The 25673-nt window shown below is 70.3% G+C and carries 23 protein-coding genes; 15 read left to right on the top strand and 8 right to left on the bottom strand.

Annotated features, from left to right (window positions below):
- Positions 1-149: 149 nt before the first annotated feature.
- Complete coding sequence (locus ACFWXQ_RS35505; protein ID WP_383945339.1) at positions 150-584, bottom strand: winged helix-turn-helix transcriptional regulator; 435 nt, start codon at positions 582-584, stop codon at positions 150-152.
- A gap of 92 nt (positions 585-676) precedes the next feature.
- Here ACFWXQ_RS35505 and ACFWXQ_RS35500 point away from each other — a divergent pair, with 92 nt between their 5' ends.
- Both ACFWXQ_RS35500 and ACFWXQ_RS35495 read left to right on the top strand, forming a co-directional pair.
- Complete coding sequence (locus ACFWXQ_RS35500) at positions 677-2263, top strand: MFS transporter (RefSeq protein WP_383945336.1); 1587 nt, start codon at positions 677-679, stop codon at positions 2261-2263.
- Positions 2264-2297: 34 nt separating this feature from the next.
- Entirely contained in the window at positions 2298-3524 is a 1227-nt protein-coding gene (locus ACFWXQ_RS35495; RefSeq protein WP_383945334.1) for a 4-hydroxybenzoate 3-monooxygenase, read from the top strand.
- Between the two features lie 12 nt (positions 3525-3536).
- Here ACFWXQ_RS35495 and rarD read toward each other — a convergent pair whose 3' ends face one another.
- Positions 3537-4553 carry an EamA family transporter RarD gene (gene rarD / locus ACFWXQ_RS35490; RefSeq protein ID WP_383945347.1) on the bottom strand — a complete coding sequence of 339 codons (1017 nt, stop codon included), beginning with the start codon at positions 4551-4553 and terminating at the stop codon, positions 3537-3539.
- A gap of 173 nt (positions 4554-4726) precedes the next feature.
- Positions 4727-5581: an SDR family oxidoreductase gene (locus ACFWXQ_RS35485; RefSeq protein ID WP_383945332.1), complete on the bottom strand. Its 855-nt coding sequence runs from the start codon at positions 5579-5581 to the stop codon at positions 4727-4729.
- Positions 5582-5674: 93 nt separating this feature from the next.
- On the opposite strand from ACFWXQ_RS35485, the gene ACFWXQ_RS35480 reads away from it, so the two are divergent.
- Positions 5675-6109 carry a winged helix-turn-helix transcriptional regulator gene (locus ACFWXQ_RS35480; protein WP_383945329.1) on the top strand — a complete coding sequence of 145 codons (435 nt, stop codon included), beginning with the start codon at positions 5675-5677 and terminating at the stop codon, positions 6107-6109.
- Between the two features lie 133 nt (positions 6110-6242).
- Here the strand turns inward: ACFWXQ_RS35480 and ACFWXQ_RS35475 are convergent, their stop codons facing one another.
- The 5 genes from ACFWXQ_RS35475 to ACFWXQ_RS35455 all read right to left on the bottom strand — a co-directional run bounded on the left by ACFWXQ_RS35475 (position 6243) and on the right by ACFWXQ_RS35455 (position 13274).
- Positions 6243-7337, bottom strand: coding sequence for a 2-oxoacid:ferredoxin oxidoreductase subunit beta (locus tag ACFWXQ_RS35475; protein WP_383945326.1), 1095 nt, complete (start codon positions 7335-7337; stop codon positions 6243-6245).
- On the bottom strand, positions 7330-9258 hold the full coding sequence (locus ACFWXQ_RS35470) for a 2-oxoacid:acceptor oxidoreductase subunit alpha (RefSeq protein ID WP_383945323.1): 1929 nt from the start codon (positions 9256-9258) through the stop codon (positions 7330-7332). Before ACFWXQ_RS35470 ends, ACFWXQ_RS35475 begins: the two co-directional genes overlap by 8 nt.
- Before the next feature lie 267 nt (positions 9259-9525).
- Positions 9526-10185: a LuxR C-terminal-related transcriptional regulator gene (locus ACFWXQ_RS35465; protein WP_383945345.1), complete on the bottom strand. Its 660-nt coding sequence runs from the start codon at positions 10183-10185 to the stop codon at positions 9526-9528.
- Positions 10186-10409: 224 nt separating this feature from the next.
- Positions 10410-11765: a sensor histidine kinase gene (locus tag ACFWXQ_RS35460; protein WP_383945320.1), complete on the bottom strand. Its 1356-nt coding sequence runs from the start codon at positions 11763-11765 to the stop codon at positions 10410-10412.
- A gap of 309 nt (positions 11766-12074) precedes the next feature.
- Positions 12075-13274: a sensor histidine kinase gene (locus tag ACFWXQ_RS35455; RefSeq protein WP_383945317.1), complete on the bottom strand. Its 1200-nt coding sequence runs from the start codon at positions 13272-13274 to the stop codon at positions 12075-12077.
- A gap of 418 nt (positions 13275-13692) precedes the next feature.
- On the opposite strand from ACFWXQ_RS35455, the gene ACFWXQ_RS35450 reads away from it, so the two are divergent.
- From ACFWXQ_RS35450 to ACFWXQ_RS35395, 12 genes are all read left to right on the top strand, one after another.
- Positions 13693-14133, top strand: a complete 441-nt coding sequence (locus ACFWXQ_RS35450) for an NADH-quinone oxidoreductase subunit A (protein WP_383390091.1) — start codon at positions 13693-13695, stop codon at positions 14131-14133.
- Positions 14124-14810 carry an NADH-quinone oxidoreductase subunit B gene (locus tag ACFWXQ_RS35445; RefSeq protein WP_383945314.1) on the top strand — a complete coding sequence of 229 codons (687 nt, stop codon included), beginning with the start codon at positions 14124-14126 and terminating at the stop codon, positions 14808-14810. The genes ACFWXQ_RS35450 and ACFWXQ_RS35445 overlap by 10 nt, the downstream gene beginning before the upstream one ends.
- Positions 14807-16381 (top strand): NADH-quinone oxidoreductase subunit C, encoded by a 1575-nt coding sequence (locus ACFWXQ_RS35440; protein ID WP_383945311.1) that lies wholly within the window; start codon positions 14807-14809, stop codon positions 16379-16381. Before ACFWXQ_RS35445 ends, ACFWXQ_RS35440 begins: the two co-directional genes overlap by 4 nt.
- Positions 16378-17346, top strand: a complete 969-nt coding sequence (locus ACFWXQ_RS35435; protein WP_383945308.1) for an NADH-quinone oxidoreductase subunit H — start codon at positions 16378-16380, stop codon at positions 17344-17346. Before ACFWXQ_RS35440 ends, ACFWXQ_RS35435 begins: the two co-directional genes overlap by 4 nt.
- A 2-nt stretch (positions 17347-17348) precedes the next feature.
- Entirely contained in the window at positions 17349-17978 is a 630-nt protein-coding gene (locus ACFWXQ_RS35430) for a NuoI/complex I 23 kDa subunit family protein (RefSeq protein ID WP_383945305.1), read from the top strand.
- Complete coding sequence (locus ACFWXQ_RS35425) at positions 17975-18691, top strand: NADH-quinone oxidoreductase subunit J (protein ID WP_383945302.1); 717 nt, start codon at positions 17975-17977, stop codon at positions 18689-18691. The genes ACFWXQ_RS35430 and ACFWXQ_RS35425 overlap by 4 nt, the downstream gene beginning before the upstream one ends.
- Positions 18691-19083, top strand: a complete 393-nt coding sequence (gene nuoK, locus ACFWXQ_RS35420) for an NADH-quinone oxidoreductase subunit NuoK (RefSeq protein WP_055614644.1) — start codon at positions 18691-18693, stop codon at positions 19081-19083. Before ACFWXQ_RS35425 ends, nuoK begins: the two co-directional genes overlap by 1 nt.
- The gene (locus tag ACFWXQ_RS35415) at positions 19080-21074 is read left to right on the top strand and encodes an NADH-quinone oxidoreductase subunit L (RefSeq protein ID WP_383945299.1); all 1995 of its coding nucleotides are present in this window, start codon (positions 19080-19082) and stop codon (positions 21072-21074) included. Before nuoK ends, ACFWXQ_RS35415 begins: the two co-directional genes overlap by 4 nt.
- Positions 21075-21080: 6 nt before the next feature.
- Positions 21081-22655, top strand: a complete 1575-nt coding sequence (locus ACFWXQ_RS35410) for a NuoM family protein (protein ID WP_383945296.1) — start codon at positions 21081-21083, stop codon at positions 22653-22655.
- A complete protein-coding gene (locus ACFWXQ_RS35405; RefSeq protein ID WP_383945293.1) occupies positions 22652-24163 on the top strand; it encodes an NADH-quinone oxidoreductase subunit N in 1512 nt (503 codons plus the stop codon). Before ACFWXQ_RS35410 ends, ACFWXQ_RS35405 begins: the two co-directional genes overlap by 4 nt.
- A gap of 242 nt (positions 24164-24405) precedes the next feature.
- The gene (gene htpX, locus ACFWXQ_RS35400) at positions 24406-25269 is read left to right on the top strand and encodes a zinc metalloprotease HtpX (RefSeq protein ID WP_383945290.1); all 864 of its coding nucleotides are present in this window, start codon (positions 24406-24408) and stop codon (positions 25267-25269) included.
- Entirely contained in the window at positions 25266-25664 is a 399-nt protein-coding gene (locus ACFWXQ_RS35395) for a YccF domain-containing protein (RefSeq protein ID WP_383945286.1), read from the top strand. Before htpX ends, ACFWXQ_RS35395 begins: the two co-directional genes overlap by 4 nt.
- Positions 25665-25673 lie beyond the last annotated feature (9 nt).

Genomic DNA, 25673 nt, shown 5'->3' with positions numbered 1-25673 from the left:
CCGAACCCCCAAAAGACCAAAAGACTGCGCAGTTCCCCGCGCCCCTGGGTATTTCAGCCTCTCCGGCGTTTGAGGAGCGGGGGTTCGGGGGCCGGCCCCCGAGTAGTGACGGGAATGGGTAGGGGCGGCGGGGGCGAAAAACACCCCCCTCAACCAGCGGCCCCCACCCGCCCGTCATAAGCCTCCCGAGCCGCCGCGATCTCCCCCTGGTGGGCCTCCGTCCAGGCGACCAGCGACCGGATGGTCGAGTGGAGCGTCCCACCGAGCGGAGTGAGCTCGTACTCCACCCGAGGCGGCACCACAGGATGCACGGTCCGCTTCACGAGCCCGTCCCGCTCCAACTGCCGCAGAGTCACCGTCAGCATCCGCTGACTCACCCCGTCGATCTCCCGCCGCAACTCGGTGAACCGCAACCGCCGGTTGTCGAGCAGGGCGATCACGAGGAGCGACCACTTGTCGGCCACCCGGTCGAGGATCTGCCGCACCTGGCAGCCCTCCCGGGTGTCCCACTGGAAGGGATCGGTGTCCTCGCCGTCCATGGTTACCGCGCACTTACTCGGTGACTCCAAAGTGCCTTCTTCCATGTCCGCCGATGCTGCCGCAGGCTGGCACCGGTTACAAGAGGGAACCGACCCTCATTCGGGTAACCGCCCCTTCCCTCACTCAAGGAGTCGTGATGGGCACCCGTGCCTGGGCCCTGCTGCTCGTCCTCTGCGGAACGATCTTCCTGGAGGGCATCGACGTCGCCATGCTGGCGGTCGCGATCCCCTCCATCAGATCCGACCTCGACCTGCCGACCGACACCGCGGCCTGGGTGATGAGCGCGTACGTACTCGGCTACGCCGGCTTCACCCTGCTCGGCGGCCGCGCGGCCGACCTGCTGGGCCGCCGCCGGATGTTCCTCACCTGGCTGACGGTCTTCCTCGCCTTCTCCGGCCTGGGCGGCTTCGCCACGGAGGGCTGGACGCTGATCGTCGCCCGCTTCGTCACCGGAGTCTCGGCCGCGTTCATGACGCCGGCCGCGCTGTCCCTCATCACGACGTCGTACGAGGAGGGCGAGCAGCGCAACAAGGCGCTGCTGGTCTTCGCGGGCACGGCGGCCGGCGGCTTCTCCCTCGGCCTGGTCATCGGCGGCCTGCTCACCCAACTGGGCTGGCGCTGGGTCTTCTTCGCCCCGGTCCTGCTCGCGGGCGCCCTGCTCGTGGCGGCGGTACGCCTGATCCCGGCCCAGCCGCGCACCGAGGAAACGGAGATCGGGGAGCCCGGAATTCAGGAACCGGGTAGCAACAAGAGCCCCGGGCGCCCCCGGCGGCGTACCGAAGGCTTCGACATCCTCGGCGCCACCACAGCCGCGGCCGCCATGCTGCTCGCCGCCTACGCCGTCGTCCGCCTCGAACACGGCCTCGACGGCTGGCAATTGACCGCCGGCGCGGTCGTCGCGGCCACCACCCTGCTCGTCGTCTTCGTCGCCGTCGAACGCCGCACCCCCACCCCCCTCGTGCGCCTCGGCATCCTCCGCACCGGCTCCGTCGTACGGGCCGACCTCGGCGCACTCCTCTTCGTGGGCGCCTTCTTCGGCTTCCAGTTCGTCCTCACGCTCTACCTCCAGGAACTGCGCGGCTGGTCCTCCCTGCAGACGGCAATCGCCCTGGTGGTGCTGGGCTGCGACGCGATCCTCGCCCCCACGCTCACCCCGCGCCTGGTCACCCGCTTCGGCCACGCGAAGGTGATCCTCGGCGGCTTCGTCCTGGCGGTCGTCGCGTACGGGCTCTTCCTTCCCGTGGGCATGGACTGGTCGTACGCGGCGATGTTCCCGACCCTGATCATCGCGGGCACCGCCTTCGCGCTGGCCTACGGGCCGCTCACGATCGCGGCGACGGACGGGGTGGCGGAGTCCGAACAGGGCCTGGCGAGCGGTCTGTTGCACACGGCCACCCAGTTCGGCTCGGCGATCGGCATCTCGGCGGTGACGGCGGTGTACGGCCTCGTCTCCTCCGGCGCCTCCGCGGGCTCGGATCCGGACGCCACCCTCTCCGCCTTCCGCGCGGCCCTGATCGTCCCGGTGGCGATGGTGACACTGGGCGCGCTGCTGTCGTCCTTCGGCCTCAGAAGCCGTACGAAGCCGCCGACCGCCGGAACGCCCGCCGCACCCACCACGGCCGCACCCACCGCCACCGTCGCCGTGGCCACTGCCACGACGACCACGACCACCACGGCCATTCCCGACGCGTCCGCCAACCCCACCCGGCAGGCGTTGAGTTGACAATCGGCCACACCGGATTCGCCATACTGTTCGCATGACCGCAGACGCCTCCACCCCGTCCGCCGCCGTCCACCCACAGCGCACCCGCGTCGTCATAGTGGGGGCGGGGCCCGCCGGACTCACCCTCGCCAACATCCTCCGGGCCGCCTCCGTCGACTGCGTGGTGCTGGAGAACGAGAGCAGGGCGTTCATCGAACAGCGGCCGCGCGCGGGCTTCCTGGAGGAGTGGGCGGTCCGCGCGCTGGAGGGGCGGGGCCTGGCGGACCGGCTCCTTGAGAACACCTTGGTGCACACCGAGTGCGAGTTCCGGTTCGCCGGAGAGCGCCACACGTTCCCGTACGCGGATGTGTCGGGCCACCGTCACTACGTGTACCCGCAGCCGCTGCTGGTGACGGACCTGGTGCGCGAGTACGCGGACGTCCGGGGCGGCGACATCCGGTTCGGTGTCCGTGATATCGAGCCGGACGGGATCGGCACGGACCGGCCCTCGGTGGCGTACACGGATCCGGAGACGGGTGAACGGGTCCGCCTGGACTGCGAGTTCATCGCCGGCTGCGACGGCGCACGCGGAGTGACCCGGGACCGTATGCCCGCGGAGCACGTCACCGTCGCCCGGCACGACTTCGGTGTCGGCTGGCTGGCGCTCCTTGCCGAGGCGCCGCCGTCCTCCGACTGTGTCGTCTTCGGCATCCATCCGCGAGGGTTCGCCGGTCACATGGCCCGCAGCCCGCAGGTCACCCGCTACTACCTGGAGTGCCCGCCCGACGACGACCCGGAGAGCTGGTCGCACGAGCGCGTGTGGGCCGAGCTCCACGCACGCCTCGGGGCGGCGGGGGCCCAGCCGCTCAACGAGGGCGAGTTGATCGAGAAGCGGGTCCTGGCCATGCACAACTACGTGGTGGAGCCGATGGCGTACGGGCGGCTGTATCTGGCCGGAGACGCGGCCCACCTCCTCGCGCCGATCGGTGCGAAGGGCATGAACCTCGCGATCCACGACTCCCTGCTGCTCGGCGACGCGCTCGTCGCGTACTACGGCAAGGGGGACGACAGCGGGCTGCGCGGCTACTCGGCGGCCTGTCTGCGGCGGGTGTGGCAGTACCAGGAGTTCTCGCAGTGGCTCTCGGACGTGTACCACGGCGCCTCGTCCGGCGATCCGTTCAAGGCGGGCACCTCGATGGCCAGACTGCGACGGATCCTCGCCTCACCCGCCGCCGCGACCGGCTTCGCGGAACTGTTCCTCGGCAAGGACACGGATTACTGACGCCGTCACCGACTACGTGTTCGTGCTGGTGGCGGTGCCGCTGGTGGTGGTCGGGCTCGCGGCCGCCGCCTCCCGGGCCGCTTCCGCGGCGGCGCCGGCGGCCGTGGCAGCGGTGGCCGCCTTGCGCAACACCATCCGCGACTTCCGCGCCGTCCGCAGCGCGTCCCACGTCAGCAGCGACAACGCGGCCCACACCAGCGCGAACCCGGCCCACCGCTCGGCGGGCATCGCCTCGTGGAAGTACAGGATGCCGAGCAGGAACTGCAGCACGGGCGCGAGGTACTGGAGCAGTCCCAGTGTCGACAGCGGCACCCGGATCGCCGCCGCCCCGAAGCAGACGAGCGGCAACGCGGTCACCACACCGGTCGCGGCCAGCAGCGCCGCGTGCCCGGCGCCCTCGCCGCCGAAGGTCGCGTCGCCGCGGGACGACAGCCACAGCAGATAGCCGAGCGCGGGCAGGAACTGGATCGCGGTCTCCGCGGCCAGCGACTCGATACCGCCGAGGTTGACCTTCTTCTTCACCAGCCCGTACGTCGCGAAGGAGAAGGCGAGGCAGAGCGAGATCCACGGCGGCTGGCCGTATCCGACGGTCAGTACGAGCACCGCGGCGAAGCCGATGCCCACCGCCGCCCACTGCGCGGGCCGCAGCCGCTCCTTCAGGAGCAGGACGCCGATCGCGATGGTGACGAGCGGGTTGATGAAGTAGCCGAGGGACGCCTCCACCACATGGCCGGCGTTCACGGCCCAGATGTAGACGCCCCAGTTGACCGTGATGGTGGCCGCCGCGATGGTGATCAGGCCCAGTCTGCGCGGCTGTCGCAGCAGCGGACCGGCCCAGGCCCAGCGCCGCATCACCACGAGCGCGATCAGCACGACGCCCAGCGACCACACCATGCGGTGGGCGAGGATCTCCGCCGCGCCCGCGGGCTGGAGGAGCGGCCAGAACAGGGGCACGAGCCCCCACATGCCGTACGCCGCGAAGCCGTTCAGCAGACCGATCCGCTGCTCGCCCTTGGAATCCAGACCTATGTGCTGTTCACCCTTGGACTCCACCGGCACGGCCCCTCCCTCTCACCACGCTGCGGACGCGCGGCGTCCGAACCGTGCGCAACCTCCAAGAAGGTAGCGCCGAGCACCCCCGCCTGTCATGCCCGTATCGCCATACGGTCATGACAGGCGGGGGTGCTTCCCGTGGGCGGGGGTCAGCCCTTCAGCGCCGCCGCGATCGACTCCGTGATCGGCGTGGTCGGCCGGCCGGTCAGCCGGGACAGGTCGCCGGTGGTGACGACCAGCTCGCCCTTCTCGATCGACGCGTCGACGCCGGCCAGGATCGCGGCGAGCGGCCCGGGGAGCCCGGCGCCGGTCAGGATGCCCGTGTACGCCTCGACGGGGACGGAGTTGTAGACGATCTCCTTGCCGGATGCCTTGGCCACCTCGGCCGCGTACTCGGCGAAGCCCCATGCGGTGTCGCCGCCCAGCTCGTACGTCTTGTTCTCGTGGCCCTCGCCGGTCAGCACGGCCACGGCGGCGGCCGCGTAGTCCGCGCGGGAGGCCGAGGAGACCTTGCCCTCACCGGCGGCCTGGACGACGGCGTTGTACTCCAGGACCGGGGCCAGGTTCTCGGTGTAGTTCTCGTTGTACCAGCCGTTGCGCAGCAGGGCGTACGTCACGCCGGACTCCAGGATCGCCGCCTCGGTGTCGCGGTGGTCGTCGGCCAGCGCGGCGGACAGGCTGCCGGGGGCGCTGGTGTACGCGAGGAGCGCGACGCCGGCCGCCTTGGCGGCGTCGAGGACGACCTTGTGCTGGCCGACGCGGCCCTTGTCGAACTCGTTGCCCGAGATCAGCAGCACCTTGTCGCCGGCCGAGAAGAGGCCGTCGAAGGTCTCGGGAGTGTTGTAGTCGGCGATCGCGAGCTTCACGCCGCGGGCCGCGAAGTCCGCCGCCTTCTCCTCGCTGCGGACGACGGCCGTGATCCGGTCGGCGGGGACATTCTCCAGCAGTCCCTCGATGACGAAACGGCCGAGGTGTCCGGTGGCTCCGGTGACGACGATGCTCATGGTGGAAACAACTCCTTGTGGGGTGGGTATGGCACTAACCATAGGAGCTGCACTAACTCTGCGAAAGTACCCACTTTGAAGTAAGGTACTGGCATGGCCGTAAGCACCGAAGCAGTGAGCACCGACGCAGTCGGCAAGGCAGCAGTCGACAAGTACGACACCGGCGAGGCGATGTGTCCGTACCGCCTCGTCCTGGAGCACGTCACCAGCCGCTGGGGCGTCCTCGTGCTGATCGAGCTCCTCGACCGGCCCTACCGCTTCAGCGAGCTGCGCCGCGCGATCGGCAGGGTCAGCGAGAAGATGCTCACCCAGACCCTGCAGACCCTGGAGCGGGACGGACTCGTGAACCGGGACGCCAAGCCGGTCATCCCGCCGCGCGTCGACTACTCGCTGACCGACCTGGGCCGCGAGGCCGCCGAGCAGGTGAAGGCGCTCGCGGGCTGGACCGAGGAGCGGATGGCCGCCGTACTGAAGGCCCGCCAGGCATACGACGAGCGGAAGGCGCGCCAGGCGAACGGCGAGTTGTAGGCGCGCCAGGCGAACGGCGAGTTGTAGGCACGCCAGGCGAACGGCGAGCTGTAGGCCGGCCGGGCAAACGGCGAGGCCCGGGCCTGAAGAGCCCGGGCCTCACCGAATCCGTACGACGGTGTCGGTGTCGGTGTCAGCCGACGACCGTCCAGGTGTCCCCGCCCGCGAGCAGCGCCGACAGGTCGCCCTTGCCGTTCTGCTCGATGGCAGTGTCGAGCTGGTCGGACATCTGGGTGTCGTAGACCGGGCGGTCGACGGCCCTCAGGACGCCGATCGGCGTGTGGTGCAGCGTGTCCGGGTCGGCGAGCCGGGACAGCGCGAACGCCGTGGTGGGGGAGGCGGAGTGCGCGTCGTGGACCAGGATCTGCGGCTCGTTCTCCGGAGTGACGGTGACGACCTTCAGGTCACCGGTCAGCGCGTCGCGCACGACGCCCTTGGAACCGAGACCGCTGTCGAGCGGTGCTCCGAAACGGATCTGCTTCCCGTGCTCCAGGCGGATCACCGCCTCCTCGGCCTGCTGCCTGTCCTTGAGGACCTCGAAGGCGCCGTCGTTGAAGATGTTGCAGTTCTGGTAGATCTCGACGAGGGCGGTGCCCGGGTGTGCGGCGGCCTGCCGCAGCACCTCCGTCAGGTGCTTGCGGTCGGAGTCCACGGTCCGCGCCACGAACGACGCCTCCGCGCCGATGGCCAGCGACACCGGGTTGAAGGGTGCGTCCAGGGAGCCCATCGGCGTGGACTTGGTGATCTTGCCGACCTCGCTGGTCGGGCTGTACTGGCCCTTGGTGAGTCCGTAGATCCGGTTGTTGAAGAGCAGGATCTTGAGGTTCACGTTCCGGCGGAGGGCGTGGATGAGGTGGTTGCCGCCGATGGACAGCGCGTCCCCGTCACCGGTCACCACCCACACGCTCAGGTCCCGGCGGGAGGAGGCGAGCCCGGTGGCGATGGCGGGGGCGCGGCCGTGGATGGAGTGCATCCCGTACGTGTTCATGTAGTACGGGAAGCGGGACGAGCAGCCGATGCCCGAGACGAAGACGATGTTCTCCTTGGCGAGACCCAGTTCGGGCATGAAGCCCTGCACCGCCGCGAGGATCGCGTAGTCACCGCAGCCGGGGCACCAGCGCACTTCCTGATCGGACTTGAAGTCCTTCATGGACTGCCTGGCCTCGGCCTTGGGCACCAGAGTGAGCGCCTCGATCGTGCCCGGACCTTCCGTGGTCGTCTCAGCCATCGATGGCCTCCTTGAGAGCCGTGGCGAGCTGTTCGGCCTTGAACGGCATTCCGTTGACCTGGTTGTAGGAGTGGGCGTCCACCAGGTATTTCGCCCGGACCAGGGTGGCGAGCTGACCGAGGTTCATCTCGGGGATCACCACCTTGTCGTACGCCTTCAGCACCGCACCGAGATTCGCGGGGAACGGGTTGAGGTGCCGCAGATGCGCCTGCGCGATCGCCTCCCCGGCCGCCCGCAGCCGCCGTACCGCCGCGGTGATGGGCCCGTAGGTGGAGCCCCAGCCCAGGACGAGGGTGGTGGCGCCGTGCGGGTCGTCGACCTCGACATCCGGTACGTCGATGCCGTCGATCTTCGCCTGGCGCGTACGGACCATGAAGTCGTGGTTGGCGGGATCGTAGGAGATATTGCCGGTGCCGTCCTGCTTCTCGATGCCGCCGATGCGGTGTTCGAGACCCGGCGTGCCCGGGATCGCCCACGGCCGGGCGAGGGTCCCCGGGTCGCGTTTGTACGGCCAGAAGACCTCGGTGCCGTCGTCCAGGGTGTGGTTGGGGCCCTGGGCGAACTGCACGCGCAGGTCGGGGAGTTCGTCGGTCTCCGGGATCCGCCACGGTTCGCTGCCGTTGGCGAGGTAGCCGTCGGACAGCAGCAGGACCGGGGTGCGGTAGGTGAGGGCGATGCGGGCGGCCTCGATGGCGGCGTCGAAGCAGTCGGCGGGGGTCTGCGGGGCCACGATGGGCACCGGCGCCTCGCCGTTGCGGCCGAACATGGCCTGGAGCAGGTCGGCCTGTTCGGTCTTGGTGGGCAGGCCCGTGGAGGGGCCGCCGCGCTGGATGTCGATGACCAGCAGCGGCAGTTCCAGCGACACCGCGAGCCCGATCGTCTCCGACTTGAGCGCGACACCCGGTCCGGAGGTGGTGGTCACGGCGAGCGAGCCGCCGAAGGCCGCCCCCAGCGCGGCGCCGATGCCGGCGATCTCGTCCTCGGCCTGGAAGGTCCGTACGCCGAAATTCTTGTGCCGGCTCAGCTCGTGCAGGATGTCCGAGGCCGGGGTGATCGGATACGAGCCCAGGTAGAGAGGCAGGTCCGCCTGGGTCGAGGCCGCGATCAGGCCGTAGGACAGGGCCAGGTTCCCGGAGATGTTGCGGTAGGTGCCGGTCGGGAAGGCCGCGGTGGCCGGTGCGATCTCGTACGAGACGGCGAAGTCCTCGGTGGTCTCGCCGAAGTTCCAGCCCGCGCGGAACGCGGCGATGTTGGCCGCCGCGATATCGGGCTTCTTGGCGAACTTGGTCGTCAGGAACTTCTCGGTGCCCTCGGTCGGCCGGTGGTACATCCAGCTCAGCAGGCCCAGCGCGAACATGTTCTTGCTGCGCTCGGCCTCCTTGCGGGTGAGGTCGAACTCCTTGAGCGCCTCGACGGTGAGGGTGGTGAGGGGGACGGGGTGGACGCTGTAGCCGTCCAGCGAACCGTCCTCCAGGGGGCTCGTGGCGTAGCCGACCTTCTGCATCGCCCGTTTGGTGAACTCGTCCGTGTTGACGATGATCTCCGCGCCGCGCGGCACGTCGGCGATGTTGGCCTTCAGCGCGGCCGGGTTCATCGCCACGAGGACGTTGGGCGCGTCGCCGGGGGTGAGGATGTCGTGGTCGGCGAAATGCAGCTGGAAAGACGAAACGCCCGGCAGGGTGCCTGCGGGCGCGCGGATCTCGGCGGGGAAGTTCGGCAGTGTCGAAAGGTCGTTTCCGAAGGATGCCGTCTCGGAGGTGAAGCGGTCTCCGGTGAGCTGCATACCGTCTCCGGAGTCCCCCGCGAACCGGATGATCACCCGGTCCAGCCGGCGTACATCCTTTGTGCCCGCCGGTTTGCGCTGTTCTCCTACGACGGTTCCGTCGGCATGCTCGGCTGGACTGCTGACCTGACTGGTCACTGAAGTGAACCTCCTTCGAGGCGGCTGTCCGGGATCGGCCCTCCCGCAGGCCATCCCGGGTCCAACCCTACGTCGCTAAGGGTCGCCTTCCCCTGACCGTTCGTACGGTGGACTCCTTTTTGAGACCACCGGACACCCTGATTTGCCATGATTTATCCGCCCCCCGGCGTTACCTGTGAAGACGCTTGACGCTCATCCTTTGGTTCTCGTGCTCATGCCTGGCTCTCGTGCTTGCGTTGCGGTGATCTCTGACACAGTGTCAGGCCGTCAGGAGTTCAGGTAGGTGAGGACCGCGAGAACACGCCGGTGATCCCCGTCACTCTGGGACAGGCCCAGTTTCATGAAGATGTTGCTCACGTGCTTCTCGACCGCGCCGTCGCTGACCACGAGCTGACGTGCGATCGCGGAGTTCGTCCGCCCCTCGGCCATGAGTCCTAGGACCTCCCGCTCGCGTGGCGTCAGCCCCGCGAGGACGTCCTGCTTGCGGCTGCGCCCGAGCAGCTGCGCGACGACCTCGGGATCCAGCGCGGTGCCGCCGCGGGCCACGCGGACGACCGCGTCCACGAATTCCCTCACCTCGGCTACCCGGTCCTTCAGCAGATAGCCGACGCCGTGACTGGAACCGGCGAGCAGTTCGGTGGCGTACTGCTCCTCCACGTACTGCGACAGCACGAGCACCCCGAGTCCCGGGTGCCGCTTGCGCAGCTGCACGGCCGCCTTCACGCCCTCGTCCGTGTGCGTCGGAGGCATCCGCACATCCGCGACCACCACATCCGGCAGCGCGTCCTGCGCCGCGAACTCCGTGATCGTCTTGATCAACGCCTCCCCGTCGCCGACCCCGGCGATCACATCGTGCCCACGGTCGGTCAGCAACCGGGTCAGGCCCTCCCTGAGCAGCACTGAATCCTCGGCGATGACCACACGCACCCTGTCCTCCACGATTGCTCGGCCCCCCACGCTCGTACGGCAACCCCCAGCATTCCAGCATTTGGGACCAACTGAGGGTGGGTGAGGGAATCGTTGTCGGTCCGCGCCCCGCAAGGGGCGCGGGGAACTGCGCGATCAGCCCAGGACGGCGCGCGCCGGACGTACGAAGGGGTGGGTCCGGGGAAAGGAATCCCCACACCCACCCCCGACAAGAAGGGAGCGTTTCACCCCCGCCAGGGCAGCTCCGCCGTGATGCGGGTCGGCCCGGCGACAGGCGAGTCCACCACGAGGATCCCGTCGACCGCGTCGAGCCGTTCGGCCAGCCCGGCGAGCCCCGAGCCGGCGGCGACATCCGCCCCGCCCACACCGTTGTCGACCACCTGGATCATGAGCCGGTTCTCGATCCGCCAGACATCGACCGAGGCCCGGGTGGCCCCCGAGTGCTTGCTGATGTTCTGCAGCAGCTCCGAGACGGTGAAGTACGCGATCCCCTCGATCGCCGGCGCCGGCCGGGCCGGCAGATCGACCTCGACCTGCACGGGAACCGTGCACCGGGACGCCACCGAGGACAACGCGGCGTCCAGACCACGGTCGGTGAGGACCGCCGGATGGATCCCGCGCGCCAGATCCCGCAGCTCCTGAAGCGCCGTCTTCACCTCACCGTGGGCCTCGCCCACCATCCGCGCCGCCGCCTCCGGATCCTCCGTGAGCTTCTCCTTCGCAAGCCCCAGATCCATCGCGAGGGCCACCAGCCGGGCCTGCGCCCCGTCGTGCAGATCGCGTTCGATGCGCCGCAGGTCGGCCGCCGCCGTGTCGATCACGACGCCCCGGTCCGACTCCAGCTCGACGACCCGCGTGGCCAGCCGCGACGGCCCGAGCAACCCGTGCACCAGCAGCCGGTCCACCTGCGTCAGTGCCCGCACGATCCACGGCGTGGCCATCGTGAGCAGCAGGCCCACCAGCGCGGTCACCGTGATCTCGAAGGGGTTGTCCAGATAGATGCTGTGCCCCTGGTCCCCGTACAGCTGGAGCCCGTCCTGCCCGCCGTAGACCGGGAACAGCCAGAACCACAGGGGGTACGTCAGCATCGCCCAGCCGTATGTCCAGAAGCTGATGGCCACCGAGAAGGCGAACACGGCCCAGGGGAAGTGCAGTACCGCGTACAGCAGGTGCCGCCAGGACGCGCCGCTCTTCAGCATCGCGCCCATCCACGCCATCGCGCCCTGCTTCGTCATGCGCAACGGCTCCGGCGCCGCGACATCGAGGCCCAGCAGCCCGCGCGCCCGGGTCCGCTCCAGCGCGCCCAGACCGCGGCAGCCCGCGAGGCCGGCGGCGAGTACCGGGATGCCCAGGAACGTGACCAGCAGGCCCGCGCCGAGCGACACCATCGTCACGGCGAAGGTGAACATGATGATGCTGACCGGCAGGCTCAGCATCAGATACCCGAACTCGCGCCAGCTGCGCGCCTCGACCGGCGCCCGCAGCGCGGCCGGGAGCCGGTGCCGCCGCTCCTGGGCGCCCTCCCCGCGGAACCCGGGTCCGCCGTCCCACCCGTATCCCTGTCCGTACTCCGTGGCCATGGCCGCCGTCCGTTTCTGATCGTCCGCTGTTGTAACTCCAGATTGCTCGGTCCCGCCCAGCCGGGACATGGAGCGAGTCGGCGTCTTGGGGCGGGGGTTTTCCCTACCTTCTGGGGGCCGAACCTTCGGGGGGCCGATGGTGACCGGCGTGGATCCAGGCGGGGACGTGCGTGGGGGCGGGGACGTGCGTGTAGGTGGGGACGTGCGTGCGGGCAGGGACGTGTGTGCGGGCGGGCCTGGAGGACGCGAGGTTCATGTCCGCGCCCGTCCCTGCCCGTCCCGCCCGCTCCACTGGTTCCGCCTACCCGCCTACCCGGCCGCCAGTTCCCGGTCCCGCCACGGGAGTTCCGCCGTGACCGTGGTCGGTCCCCCCACCGGTGAGTCGATGACGAAGAGGCCGTCCACCGCGCCGAGGCGGTCCGCGAGTCCGGCCATTCCCGTGCCGCCGTCGAGGGAGGCCCCGCCGCGGCCGTCGTCCCAGACCTGTATGAGGAGGCGGTTGTCGGAGCGCCACACGTCGACGGACGCGGACCGCGCCCCGCTGTGCTTGCTGACGTTCTGAAGGAGCTCGGAGACGGTGAAGTACGCGATGCCCTCGATGGCCGCGGCCGGCCGCGTGGGCAGATCGGCGGTCACCTTCACCGGCACCGTGCAGCGCGAGGCGACCGAGGACAGCGCGGCGTCCAGACCACGGTCGGTGAGGACCGCGGGATGGATGCCGCGGGCCAGATCCCGCAGCTCCTGCAAGGCCAGCTTCACCTCGCCGTGCGCCTCGTCGACCATGGCGGCGACGGTCTCGTCGGCCTGGCCCTCCAGCAGCTTCTCCTTCGCCAGGCCGAGGCCCATGGCGAGGTTCACCAGCCGGGCCTGCGCCCCGTCGTGCAGATCGCGCTCGATGCGCCGCAGGTCGGCCGCGGCCGTGTCGACGACCACTCCCCGGTCGGACTCCAGCTCGGCGATCCGCCGCTCCAGCTCGTCCGAGGGCGAGAGCAGCCCGCGCACCATCGCCCGGTCCGCGTTGGCCAGCCCCCGTGCGATGTACGGAAGCACCGGCCACAGCAGGAACAACGAGACCAGCGTGACGGTGAAGGTGACCACGCCCCACGGCAGCCGCATGAACTCGTACAGCACCGTGCGCCAGCCGACCGGATCCTTCAGCGCCATCCACAGCTGTGCGAAGAACCCGCCCCGCCCGCGCAACGGCAGCGGGCTCGGCTCGTCGACCCGCACCCCGAGCAGCGCCCTGGCCCGGCCGCGCTCCAGCTTGCCCAGCTGGCGCGCGCCCATCAGCCCGGCCGCGAGCAGCGGCAACCCGATCACCGTCAGGGTCAGGAAGGCACCCGTGAACAGCACGGTCACCACGTACGTGAACCCGACGAGCGACACCGGCAGGTTGGCCAGGAGATGCGCGATCTCCTTCCAGGTGTGCCGGTCGTACGCGAAGCGCGCGGGTGGTGGCCGGTCGGTGCCGCCGTCCGGAGTGTCGGCGGCCAGGATGCGTTCGGTCATAGGCGCCAGCCTGCCGGGCCGCGGGCCGCCGCGCCATGAGGAGGACCGCCCGGATCCCCTGGGGTAAACCCCACCATCCCCGGCCTCCACGACGACCCCGGGCGGTGTGAGAGGGGTTGGAGACCGGCCGGAAGGTGCGCGGAAGCGGCTGGAAGCTTTGCGGAAGTGGCTGGAAGGTCCGCGGAAGACGGCTGGAAGGTGCTCCGCGGACGGCCGGAAGACGTTCGGGAGGCGGCCGGAGGGCGACCGGAGTACGGCCTGGGAAAGCCGTCGCATCATGCCTACCCGTGACGGGCTGCTTACCGTCTCTTTATCAGGCCCTAGACTCCGGTGCGTACAGATCGTCGAACGCGGCGCATCGCACGGCGCGCGCGTAGTCAGTACGGGGTCATACGAGGTCAGGGAGCGAGGGGCGGACGTGCCGGAACCGACCATGGTCGTGGCGACCGGGACCGCCGGGGCTGCCGAGACGGCCGGGACCGTCGTCGCGGCGGACTATTTCGAGTCCTATTCGGTCGTCGGACTGCTCGCGGTGATCGGCGTGCTGTTCGTCGCCGTCGCCTTCGGAGCGGGCCGTCTGCTGCGGCCCGTCGTACCGACGCCCGAGAAGCTCATGACGTACGAATGCGGCGTCGACCCCGTCGGCGAGGGCTGGGCCCACACCCAGGTCCGCTACTACGTCTACGCCTTCCTCTACGTGATCTTCGCCGTCGACTCGATCTTCCTCTTCCCCTGGGCGACGGTCTTCGCCGCGCCGGGCTACGGTGCGGCGACGCTCGTGGAGATGTTCATCTTCCTCGGCTTCCTGGCCGTGGGCCTGCTGTACGCATACAAGAAGGGCGTCCTCACATGGACGTGACCCGTCCGCACGCGGACGCGACCTCCTCGGCCATGTCGGCGACGCCGGCCGCTTCGGCTCCCGAGCCGGTGCCTCTGCCGGAACCGAAGCGCCTGGGCGCGCTCGCCCGGCTGGCCCCCGAGCCGATGAAGGTGGTCCTGAACTGGGGCCGCCGCTACTCGCTCTGGGTCTTCAACTTCGGCCTCGCCTGCTGCGCGATCGAGTTCATCGCGGCGTCGATGGCCCGCCACGACTTCATCCGCCTCGGTGTCATCCCGTTCGCGCCGGGCCCCCGCCAGGCCGACCTGATGGTCGTGTCCGGCACGGTCACCGACAAGATGGCCCCGGCCGTGAAGCGCCTGTACGAGCAGATGCCCGAGCCGAAGTACGTCATCTCCTTCGGCGCCTGCTCCAACTGCGGCGGCCCGTACTGGGACTCGTACTCCGTGACGAAGGGCGTCGACCAGATCATCCCCGTCGACGTGTACGTCCCCGGCTGCCCGCCCCGGCCCGAGGCCCTCCTCCAGGGCATCCTCAAGCTCCAGGAGAAGATCGCCAGGGAGTCGCTGGGGGAGCGCTACGGAACCTCGCGCCCCTCCACGGCCGCCCTCCAGAGCGGCCTCGTACAGCCGCCGTCCGCGCAGCCGTCAACGCATACGCCGTCCACACAGCCGCCGGCCACGGGGGACGCCCGATGACCGGTTGGCTCCCCGCCCCCGTCGAGGAACTCTTCGGCCCGGACGCCACGGCCGAGGAGTCGTACGAGGTACTGACGGTCGACGTGCCGCCGACGTCCTGGCTCGCCTCCCTGGAGGCCGCGCGCGACGTGCTCGGCTGTACGTACTTCGACTGGCTGAGTGCCGTCGACGAACCCGGCACCGGTTTCCGCGTCTCGGCCCACGTCGTCGCCCTCGCTCCGGTCCGCCGCCTCCTCGTACGGACGACCGTCCCGCACGACGCCCCCGAACTCCCCTCCGCCGTCGAGGTCTACGCGGGCGCCGCCTGGCACGAACGCGAGACCCACGAGATGTTCGGCGTCGCCTTCGAGGGCCACCCCGGCCTCGATCCGCTCCTCCTCCCCGAGGGCTTCGAGGGCCACCCCCTCCGCAAGGACTTCGTCCTGGCCGCGCGCGTCGCCAAGGCCTGGCCGGGCGCGAAGGAACCGGGGGAGTCGGAACACGGCGGCCCGAAGCGCCGCCAGATGCTCCCGCCGGGCGTTCCCGACCCCAACGAGTGGGGCCCCCTCAAGGGCCAACTCCCTCCCGCCCCGACCCGCCCGGCCCGAGGCACAGCCCGCCCGCCCGGCGACCGCCCGGTCCGGCGCTCCCGCACAACGGGTGAGGGCTCGGCAAGCCAGACGGCGACACCGGGCGCCGCCGCTGGGGGTACCGCGCCGCCCGCGGGTACGCAGGCTGGGGGTGCCGCGTCGGGTGGTACGCGGGCTGGTGGTGCTGCCTCCGGTGGTGTGCCGGCTGGCGGTGCTGCGGCCGGTGCTGTGTCGCCCGGTGGTGCCGCGTCCACGGAGGGCGGCGGCGCGGCGGCGGAGGCTCGGCCCACGGCACGTCGGGCTCGCAGCGCGAGCGAGGGCTCGGCGACCCAGCGCCACACCGACCCGGCTGCGGAAGCTGCGCCGGCCTCGGCCACGGAGGCTGCTCAGGCCTCGGCCACGGAGACTGCACCGGCACCGGCTTCTGCGACTGCTCCCGCTTCGGAGGCGGCGTCGGCCTCGGCCTCGGAGGCCGCCCAAGCTCCGGCTCCTGCGGCGGAGGCTGCTCAGCCCCAGGCACCGCCTTCTGCTCCCGCTCCGGAGGGGGCGTCGGCCTCGGCCGAGGGCGCCGAAGCCGCACCGGCATCAGAGTCGGCCCCGGCCCCGGCCCCGACATCCCCGCGCAGATCGCGGAGCGCGGGCGAAGGCTCGGCGTCGCAACGCCAGGCGCCTGCCGCACCCGCCACACCCGTCGGCCAATCCGGCGACGACCGTTCGACCGGCCCGGCGCGCCCCCGCAGCTCGGACGCCCCCTGGCACCACGCCCGCCCCGCCTTCGACGAGGCCGACCAGGACTCCGCCACGGAGAAGCCGCCCCCAACCGAGCAGCCGGCACCGGAACCCGAGGGCACCCCGGAGCCCGAGAGCACCCCGGAATCCGAGAGCCATCCGGAACCCGAGGCCACTGAGCCCTCCGAAGCTCCTGAAGCCGGCCCCGCCTCCGCCCCCAACCCGACCCCCGCCCCCACTGACGACGAAAACTCCCCAGGAGGCCCGCAGTGAACGACGCGCTCGACGTCGCCCTGCGACTCCTGATCGTCTTCGTCGTGTTCCTCACCTTCCCGCTGATCGTCGGTCAGACGGAACACAAGGTGATGGCCCACATGCAGGGCCGCCTCGGCCCCATGTACGCGGGCGGTTTCCACGGCTGGGCCCAACTCGTCGCGGACGGCGTGAAGTTCGCGCAGAAGGAAGACATCGTCCCCGCGGGCGCGGACCGCCGTATCTTCCAGCTCGCCCCCGCAGTCGCCCTCCTCCCGTACCTCCTCGTCCTCCTCGCCATCCCGATCGGCCCGGGCGAGGGCGCGGTCGGCGAGGTCATCGACGCCGGCATCTTCTTCGTACTCGCCGTGATGGGCGTGGGCGTCCTCGGCTCGCTCATGGCGGGCTGGGCCTCGGCCAACAAGTTCTCCCTCCTCGGCGGCCTCCGCACCGCCGCCCAACTCCTCGCCTACGAACTCCCGATGCTGCTGACCGCCGCCTCGGTCGCGATGGCGGCGGGCACCGTCTCCCTCCCCGGCATCGTCGACGCCTTCGAGTGGTGGTGGCTGCCCTGGCAGATCGTCGGCGCCATCGTCTTCTTCGTGGCGGGCCTCGCCGAACTCCAGCGCCCGCCCTTCGACATGCCGGTGGCCGACTCGGAGATCATCTTCGGCGCGTACACCGAGTACACGGGCCTCCGCTTCGCACTGTTCCTCCTTGCCGAGTACGCCGGAATCGTCGTCCTGTGCGGTCTGACCACCGTGCTCTTCCTGGGCGGCTGGCACGGTCCGTGGGACGCCGACGGCTTCGGCTGGGTCTGGACCCTGCTGAAGACGGCCCTCCTCGCCTTCGTCGTCATCTGGCTGCGCGTCACCTACCCCCGCCTGCGCGAGGACCAGCTCCAGAAGCTCGCCTGGACCCTCCTCGTCCCCCTCTCCCTCGCCCAGATCGCCCTGACCGGCGTCGTGAAGGTGGTGATCTCGTAACCATGGCCCCCATCCCCGGCTCCGGCCTCGCCAAGGGCCTGGCCGTCACCCTCCGCACGATGACGAAGAAGACCGTCACCGCGCAGTACCCGGACGCCCAGCCCGAACTCCCGCCCCGCACCCGCGGCGTCATCGGCCTCTTCGAGGAGAACTGCACGGTCTGCATGCTGTGCGCCCGCGAGTGCCCGGACTGGTGCATCTACATCGACTCCCACAAGGAGACGGTCCCGCCCGCCGCCCCCGGCGGACGCGAGCGCAGCCGCAACGTCCTTGACCGCTTCGCCATCGACTTCGCCCTCTGCATGTACTGCGGTATCTGCATCGAGGTCTGCCCCTTCGACGCCCTCTTCTGGTCCCCCGAGTTCGAGTACGCCGAGACCGACATCCACGAACTCACCCACGAGCGCGACAAACTCCGCGACTGGATGTGGACCGTCCCGGCCCCACCGGCCCTCGACCCCGGCGCCGAGGAGCCCAAGGAGTTCGCCGCCGCCCGCAAATCCGCGGAAAAGCTGGCCGCCGCGGCCAAGGCCGAATCCACACCCGAACCCGGAGCCACGCCCGGGACTGGGCCCGGTTCCGGTTCCGCCCCGCAGGCCAAGCCCACCGATCCGCAGGGCGGTGAATCGTGACCCTCGCCGCAGCCACCGTCATGGCGGCCCACGCCACGACCACCTCCGCCGCCTCCGAATCCCACAGCTTCCTCTCCCCGACCGGCGTCGAGATCGCCTTCCTCCTCGTCGGCCTGGTCACCTTCGGCGCGGCGGTCGTCACCGTCACCACGAAACAGCTGGTGCACGCCGCCCTGTGGCTGGTGGTGGCCCTCGGCGGTCTCGCCGTCGAATACCTCCTCCTCACTGCCGAGTTCATCGCCTGGGTACAGGTCCTCATCTACGTCGGTTCCGTCGTCGTACTCCTCCTCTTCGGTCTGATGCTCACCAGGGCCCCCATCGGCCGCTCCCCGGACGCCGACTCCGGCAACCGCTGGGCCGCCCTGACCGTGGCGATCGCCGCGGCCGCCGCCCTCGTCTGGGTCGTCGTCGACGCCTTCCGGACGACCTGGATCGACCTGGACGGTGCCGCCGCCGGCTCCACCGAGGTCACCGGCGCGAGCCTCTTCCAGAGCTGGGTGCTCCCCTTCGAGGCACTCTCGGTCCTGCTGCTCGCAGCCCTGGTCGGCGCGATCGTCCTCTCCCGCAAGGCCAAGGCGAACGCGGCGACCACCACGAGCGTCCCGAGCACCCGGCCCGACGGCAGCCGAAACGGCGGCACCCGTGCTGCCGGCACCCGGACGGACGGCCCCGGAAACGACACCCCCCGGAGCGACAAGGAAGGCGCCCGCTGATGCACCTCGCCTATCCCGCCGTGCTCTCCGCCCTCCTCTTCTCCACGGGCCTGTACGGAGTCCTCGCGCGCCGCAACGCGATCCTGGTCCTGATGTCCGTCGAGCTGATGCTCAACGCCGTCAACCTCAACCTCGTCGCCTTCGACGTCTGGCTCAGCAAGACCGCCCAGGACACGCTCCACTCCGGCCAGGCCCTGACCCTGTTCACCATCGCCATCGCCGCCGCCGAGATCGGCATCGGCCTGGCGATCGTCCTCGCCGTCCACCGCAACCGGGGCACCGCGGACATCGACAAGCTCCGCGACACCGCCGAGACCGACGACGACTCCGAGCCCGACGACTCCGGCGCCGCCCGTCCCGAACCGGCCGAGAAGGCTGAGGCCACCGCGTGACCACGACCACCCTCGCCGTCCTCGTCCCTCTCCTCCCGTTCCTGGGCGCCGTGGCCGGCCTGCTCCTGGGCCGCACCGCCCCCGGTTTCGTACGCCCCCTCGCCGTGCTGCCCCCGCTCGCGGCCCTCGGGCTCGCCGTCGTCGTCGCCGTACGACAGGGCGGCGACCAGGCGGTGAACGCCGCCACCGAGCTCACCCCCACCGGTTCCGTCCCCATCGAACTCGCCCTGCACATCGACGGCTTCGCCGCCCTCGTCGCCGTGCTGGTCGGCCTGGTCGCCACCTGCGTGCAGATCTACTCGACGGGCTACCTGCGCGACGACCCGCGCTACCCCTCGTACGCCGCTCTCGTCTCCCTCTTCACCTCCGCGATGCTGCTCGTCGTCTACTCCGGCGACCTGATGGTGCTGCTGGTCGGCTGGGAGATCATGGGCATCTGCTCGTACTTCCTCGTCGGCCACTACTGGGAGACCCCGGAAGCCCGCGCCGCCTCGCTCAAGGCCTTCCTGGTCACCAAGCTCGGCGATGTCCCCTTCCTGATCGGCCTGTTCGCGCTCGCCACCGACGCCGGGTCCTTCCGGATCACGAAGATCCTCGGCAACGTCGCGAGCGGCGGGCTCGACCACCCGACCCTGATCGCCCTGCTGCTCCTGGCCGGTGTGGCGGGCAAGTCGGCGCAGTTCCCGCTCCACACCTGGCTCCCCGACGCGATGGCGGGTCCCACCCCCGTCTCCGCGCTGATCCACGCCGCGACGATGGTCGCCGCCGGTGTCTACTTCGTCGCCCGGCTCCTCCCGGTCTTCGCCGCCTCCTCGGCAGCCCTGGTCGTCCTCGCCGTCATGGCCGCCGTCACGATGGCCGGCTCGGCCCTCGCCGCGCTCGCCCAGGACGACATCAAGCGCGTCCTCGCGTACTCGACGATCGGCCAGCTCGGCTACATGACCGGCGCCCTCGCCGTCGGCGACCGCGGTGCCGCCGTCTTCCACCTCCTCTCGCACGGCGCCTTCAAGGCGCTGCTGTTCCTCGGGGCAGGCGTGATCATCCACGCCGCCGGCACCAACTCCCTTGCCGCCATGTCCCGTATGAAGGACCTGCGCGCCCGCGTCCCCGACGCCTACTGGACGATGACCGTGGCGCTCCTCGCGCTCGCCGCGATCCCGCCCTTCAGCGGCTTCTTCACCAAGGAGGCCGTCCTCGGCGCCGCCGAGCACGTCGCCACCGGCCACGCCGAGGGCATCCCCGGCGCCGTCGGCTGGATCGTCCTCGTCGCCGGCCTGGTCACGGCCCTGCTCACCGCCGCGTACGCGATGCGCCTGTGGCTCCTCGCCTTCCGCGGCCATGGACCGGAGGCCCCCGACCACGGCAGGCAGCCGATCGCCATGAACGCCGTCCTCTGGGTGCTCGCCGTCCCGTCGCTCGCCTTCGGACTCGCCACCGGCCCACTGCCCGACTGGTTCGACGGACGCGACCTGACCCCGACCCTCACCACCTCCGTCCTCGGCACGGGTGTGGCTCTGGTCGGCGGCATCATCACGTACGGCGCCTGGCGGCACACCATGGCCATGGCGGCCCGCGTACCGATCGGTGCGGTCGCGGCCCACCCCGAGGGGGACGCCGGACTCGTCGAGGCCGAGGCCATCGCCAGCCACGCGCCCGCCTACGGGAACGTGGCCTCCGCACCCGACCCGGCGGACCCGGGCCGACTCCTGCTCGGCCCGCTGCACCGCCACGCGGCCGTCGGCTTCCACCTCGACGCCGTGTACGCGGTCCTGTTCGTCCGCCCGGTCCAGGCCGCAGCCACGCTCGTCCGGTTCCTCGACCGCGAGGTCGTCGACACCTACGTACGCGGCGCGGGCGCCCTGCCCCGCTGGCTCGGCACGGCCGTCCGGCGTGCCCAGACCGGCAATCTGCAGACCTATGTGAGCGCGCTGCTCGCCGGCACCGTCGTCCTGGTGGTCGCCGCCCTCCTCGTCGCCACAGCGGGAGCGTGAGCAGGCGTGATCGATATCAGTGAATCCGTGATGCAGGTCCTTCTGGCATTCATCGTCGTCGGCCCGCTCATCGGCGCCGCCGCGGCTCTCCTGCCGGCCCCGCCCGGACTGAAGGGGAAGTCGCCCGAACAGGCCGTGCTGCGGCACGGCGTGACCGTCACCGGCGCCGTGCTCATCGCCGCGATCGTCCTCACACTGGGCTTCGACCACGACCATCCGTCGAAGATGCAGGCCACCACGGACATCAGCTGGATTCCCGCACTCGACGTGCGGATCCACCTCGGCATCGACGGCATCTCGCTCCCCCTCCTCGTGCTGACCGCGCTGCTGACCTTCCTCTGCGCGCTGTACTCCTACTTCAAAATGCCGTCGGGCCCGTCCCCGAAGGCATTCGTGGCGCTCGTCCTCGTCCTCGAGTCCGGCACCCTCGCGACCTTCGCCGTCCTCGACCTGCTGCTGTTCTTCCTGGCCTTCGAGATGGTGCTCATCCCGATGTACTTCCTCATCGCCCGCTGGGGCGGTGAACAACGGCAGGCCGCCGCTTGGAAGTTCATCCTCTACACACTGCTCGGTTCCGTCGTCATGCTGCTGGGCCTGCTCCTGATCGGAATCAAGGCGGGCACATTCGACATGGTGGCACTCGCCACTGACAATCACCCGGCGCTGACCACATCGGTGCAGGTCATCGCCGTTCTGGCGATCGGGATCGGGCTCGCGGTCAAGACGCCGATGTGGCCGCTCCACAGCTGGCTGCCGGACGCGCACACCGCCGCCCCGACCATCGGCTCGGTCCTGCTGGCCGGCGTTCTGCTGAAGATGGGTACGTACGGATTCGTCCGGATCCTGCTGCCCATCACACCGGACGGCATGAGCACGTTCGCGCCCTACCTCGCCGCCTTCGCGGTCGTCGGCATCATCTACGGATCCCTCGCCTGCCTCGCCCTCGCCAAGCAGGGCGCGAAGGGCGATCTCAAGCGCCTCATCGCGTACTCCTCCGTCGGCCACATGGGCTTCGTACTCCTCGGCATCGCGTCGATGACCCCGACCGGCGTGAACGGCGCGCTGTTCGCCAACATCGCCCACGGCCTCATCACCGGCCTCCTGTTCTTCCTGGTCGGCGCGCTCAAGGACCGCACGGGCACGACCGACCTCGACACCCTCGCCCAGCAGACCGGCGCCGCGCTCTACGGCAAGGCCCCCCGGCTCGGCGGCCTGCTCGCCTTCGCCGCCGTCGCCTCGCTCGGACTCCCGGGTCTGGCCGGGTTCTGGGGCGAGATGCTGGCCCTGTTCGGCGCGTTCGACCCCGCCGACGGCCTCAGCCGCCCCGCGTTCCTGACCTTCATGACGATCGCCGCGTTCGGCACCCTGCTCACCGCCGCGTACATGCTCGTCGTGGTCCGCCGCGTCTGCATGGGCGCGGTCCCGCAGGAAGGGCCGAAGCTCGCCGACGTCCAGTCGTACGAGTTCGCCGCCTGGACCCCGCTCGTCGTCCTGACCGTCATCGCCGGGCTCTGGCCCAAGGCACTCCTCGGCCTGACCGACCCGGCCGTGCAGCAGCTCTTCGCAGGAGGCACCCGATGAGCTCCCAGGCCCAGTCCCTGGTCCAGTCCGTCGACTGGCTCGCCATCGCGCCTCCCACCATCGCGGCGGTCGTCGGACTCGTGGTGCTCGTCGCCGACCTGTTCGTGGGAGACAACAGGAAGGCCCTGCTCGGCTGGGTCTCCGTCGCCGGACTGGCCGCCTCCGCGCTCATGCTGCTGCCCCTCTTGGACGGCGACCGCTCCACCTTCTGCCTGACGGGCGACGCCGCCGTCTGCAGCTACACCGCGGACCGGTTCACGCTGGTCATCCAGTTCCTCGTGCTCGGCGGCGCGCTCCTCGCGGCCCTCCTGTCGATGACCGCCCTCAAGGACGCCGACAAGGAACTCCCCGAAGGGGAGTTCTGGTTCCTGCTGCTCTCCTCCGCCGCGGGCGCCGCCCTGCTGCCCGCCTCCCGCGACCTCGCGACCCTGATCGTCGCCCTGGAGGTCGCCTCCCTGCCCGCCTTCGCCCTCGTGGGCATCAAGCACGGCGACAGGAAGTCCTCCGAAGCGGCCCTGAAGTTCTTCCTGTCCTCGGTCACCGCGACCGCCGTGAGCCTCATGGGCATCAGCTTCGTCTACGCGTCGACGGGCACCCTGTACCTCACCGAGATCGCCACCAGGATCGAGAACGTCGACGACCAGCTGCAGACGCTCGCCCAGGCGGGCGTCGTCCTCACCCTGGTCGGTTTCGCCTTCAAGACGGCCGCAGTCCCCTTCCACTTCTGGGTACCCGACACCTACGTAGGAGCGCCTCTCCCGGTCGCCGCCTACCTGTCGGTCGTCGGCAAGGCGGTCGGCTTCTCCGGGCTGATCCTCGTCACCGTGATCGCCCTCCCGTCGTACGCCGACGTCTGGGGCCCGGCACTCGCCGCCCTGGCCGCGCTCACCATGACCGTCGGCAACGTCGGCGCCCTCAGACAGCGGTCCACGCGCGCGTACAGCGCGGTCCGCCTGCTCGCCTGGTCCTCCGTCGGCCAGGCCGGCTACCTCCTGGTGCCGATCGCCGCCGCCGCGTACTCCGAGGACGCCGAGAAGGCCATCGGCTCCACCGTCGCGTACGCCCTGATGTACGCCGCGGTGAACCTCGGCGCCTTCGCGGTGGCCGCCCTGGTGGCCCGTACGAAGCCGCTGAACCGCGTCAGCGACTACCGGGGCCTGTACGCCTCACGGCCCCTCGCAGCGCTCGTCCTCGGCTTCTTCCTGCTCTGCCTCGCGGGCCTGCCGCCGGGCATCATCGGCCTCTTCGCGAAGGTCACCGTCTTCTCGGCCGCCGTCGACGCGGGCCTCGGCTGGCTCGCCGTGGTCATGGCCGTCAACGTCGTGATCGCGCTCTTCTACTACCTCCAGTGGACGACCCTCCTGTTCCGCGCCCCGGAGGGCGAGCCCGAGACCCACCGCGTCCCCGCCCCCCTCACGGCGGCGATCGCCCTGACCGCCGTCCTCGGGATCGCCCTCTCCGGAGCACCCCAACTGGTCCTGCGCTTCTCCGACACCGGCCTCTTCTGACCGCTGCTGCCCCAAGGCATGCGCACGCGCGCGTGGAGCATCCGAGCCCCACGCGCGCGTGCGATGTCCCCCTTCGTCACCCGGACGGCCCACGTGCGTCGCCGCGCGCACAAGGGAACTAGTGCTTCCCGCCTGGCGTTGACCAGTACGGGAGGGTCCACTGGACCGTGGAGCCACGGACCAGTGACGTCAGAGATCGACAAGCAAAGGGTTCCCCTGCCGCACCACTTGGAGGGCGTACCGTGCACCGCCGGCACAACGGGCTCAGGACCGCCGTACTCCTCGGGGGACTGTCCGCACTCATCATCGGCATCGGCAGTTTCTTCGGGCGTACGGGCCTCGTCGTCGCACTCGTCATCGCGATCGGCACGAACGCGTACGCGTACTGGAACAGCGACAAAATGGCTCTACGCGCGATGCGCGCGCGCCCGGTGAGCGAGTTCGAGGCCCCGGCTCTGTACAAGATGGTCCGCGAGCTCTCCACACAGGCCCGCCAGCCCATGCCCCGGCTGTACATCTCCCCGACGGAGGCACCGAACGCGTTCGCGACGGGCCGCAATCCGCGCAACGCCGCCGTGTGCTGCACCGAGGGCATCCTGCGCATCCTCAACGAGCGGGAACTGCGCGGCGTCATCGGCCACGAACTGAGCCACGTCTACAACCGCGACATCCTGATCTCCTCCGTCGCGGGCGCCCTGGCCTCCGTCATCATGTTCCTGGTCAACTTCGCCTGGCTGATCCCGATCGGGCGATCCAACGACGACGACGGCCCCGGCATCCTCGGCATGTTGTTGATCATGATCCTGGGCCCGCTCGCCGCCTCCCTCATCCAGCTCGCCATCAGCCGCTCCAGGGAGTACGAGGCCGACGCGTCAGGTGCCCAGCTCACCGGCGACCCGCTGGCCCTCGCAAGCGCTCTGGCCAAGCTGGAGGCCGGCACGAAACAGCTTCCACTGCCTCCGGAGCCGCGCATCGAGACCGCAAGCCACATGATGATCGCCAACCCCTTCCGTCCGGGCCAGGGACTCTCCAAGATGTTCTCTACGCATCCGCCGATGGCGGAGCGCATCGCCCGGCTCGAGCAGATGGCAGGTCGTAACCAGTGAAGACAATCCTGAACATCATTTGGCTCGTCCTGAGCGGCTTCTGGCTGTTCCTCGGCTACGTGTTCGCGGGCGTGCTGCTGTGCATCACCATCATCGGCATCCCGTTCGGCATCGCGGCCTTCCGTATCGCCGTCTACGCGCTGTGGCCGTTCGGCCGGACGACGGTCGAGCGCCGTGACGCGGGCGCGCCGTCCTTCATCGGCAACATCCTGTGGGTGATCCTCGCCGGCTGGTGGCTCGCCCTCGCCCACATCGTGACGGGCTTCCTCCAGTGCATCACGATCATCGGCATCCCTCTGGGGCTCGCCAACTTCAAGCTGATCCCGGTCTCGCTGTTCCCCCTGGGGCGCGAAATCGTACGTACGGACCAGCCGTTCGCGACGACACGCTGGTAGGGCGGCTCC

The organism is Streptomyces sp. NPDC058697, from assembly GCF_042715345.1.
Classification (GTDB): Bacteria; Actinomycetota; Actinomycetes; order Streptomycetales; family Streptomycetaceae; genus Streptomyces; species Streptomyces liliifuscus.
The sequence above is the reverse complement of the archived record's forward strand: the minus strand, read 5'-3'. Positions and strand labels throughout refer to the sequence as shown.

Excerpts from the sequence above, each read along its gene's own strand:
- ACFWXQ_RS35500 (WP_383945336.1), top strand. The coding sequence starts at position 677 with ATGGGCACCCGTGCCTGGGCCCTGCTGCTCGTCCTCTGCGGAACGATC.
- ACFWXQ_RS35430 (WP_383945305.1), top strand. The coding sequence starts at position 17,349 with ATGGCCCCCATCCCCGGCTCCGGCCTCGCCAAGGGCCTGGCCGTCACC.
- ACFWXQ_RS35440 (WP_383945311.1), top strand. The coding sequence starts at position 14,807 with ATGACCGGTTGGCTCCCCGCCCCCGTCGAGGAACTCTTCGGCCCGGAC.
- ACFWXQ_RS35405 (WP_383945293.1), top strand. The coding sequence starts at position 22,652 with ATGAGCTCCCAGGCCCAGTCCCTGGTCCAGTCCGTCGACTGGCTCGCC.
- ACFWXQ_RS35495 (WP_383945334.1), top strand. The coding sequence starts at position 2,298 with ATGACCGCAGACGCCTCCACCCCGTCCGCCGCCGTCCACCCACAGCGC.
- ACFWXQ_RS35455 (WP_383945317.1), bottom strand. The coding sequence starts at position 13,274 with ATGACCGAACGCATCCTGGCCGCCGACACTCCGGACGGCGGCACCGAC.
- ACFWXQ_RS35445 (WP_383945314.1), top strand. The coding sequence starts at position 14,124 with ATGGACGTGACCCGTCCGCACGCGGACGCGACCTCCTCGGCCATGTCG.
- ACFWXQ_RS35480 (WP_383945329.1), top strand. The coding sequence starts at position 5,675 with ATGGCCGTAAGCACCGAAGCAGTGAGCACCGACGCAGTCGGCAAGGCA.
- nuoK (WP_055614644.1), top strand. The coding sequence starts at position 18,691 with ATGCACCTCGCCTATCCCGCCGTGCTCTCCGCCCTCCTCTTCTCCACG.
- ACFWXQ_RS35460 (WP_383945320.1), bottom strand. The coding sequence starts at position 11,765 with ATGGCCACGGAGTACGGACAGGGATACGGGTGGGACGGCGGACCCGGG.
- ACFWXQ_RS35485 (WP_383945332.1), bottom strand. The coding sequence starts at position 5,581 with ATGAGCATCGTCGTCACCGGAGCCACCGGACACCTCGGCCGTTTCGTC.
- ACFWXQ_RS35475 (WP_383945326.1), bottom strand. The coding sequence starts at position 7,337 with ATGGCTGAGACGACCACGGAAGGTCCGGGCACGATCGAGGCGCTCACT.
- ACFWXQ_RS35505 (WP_383945339.1), bottom strand. The coding sequence starts at position 584 with ATGGAAGAAGGCACTTTGGAGTCACCGAGTAAGTGCGCGGTAACCATG.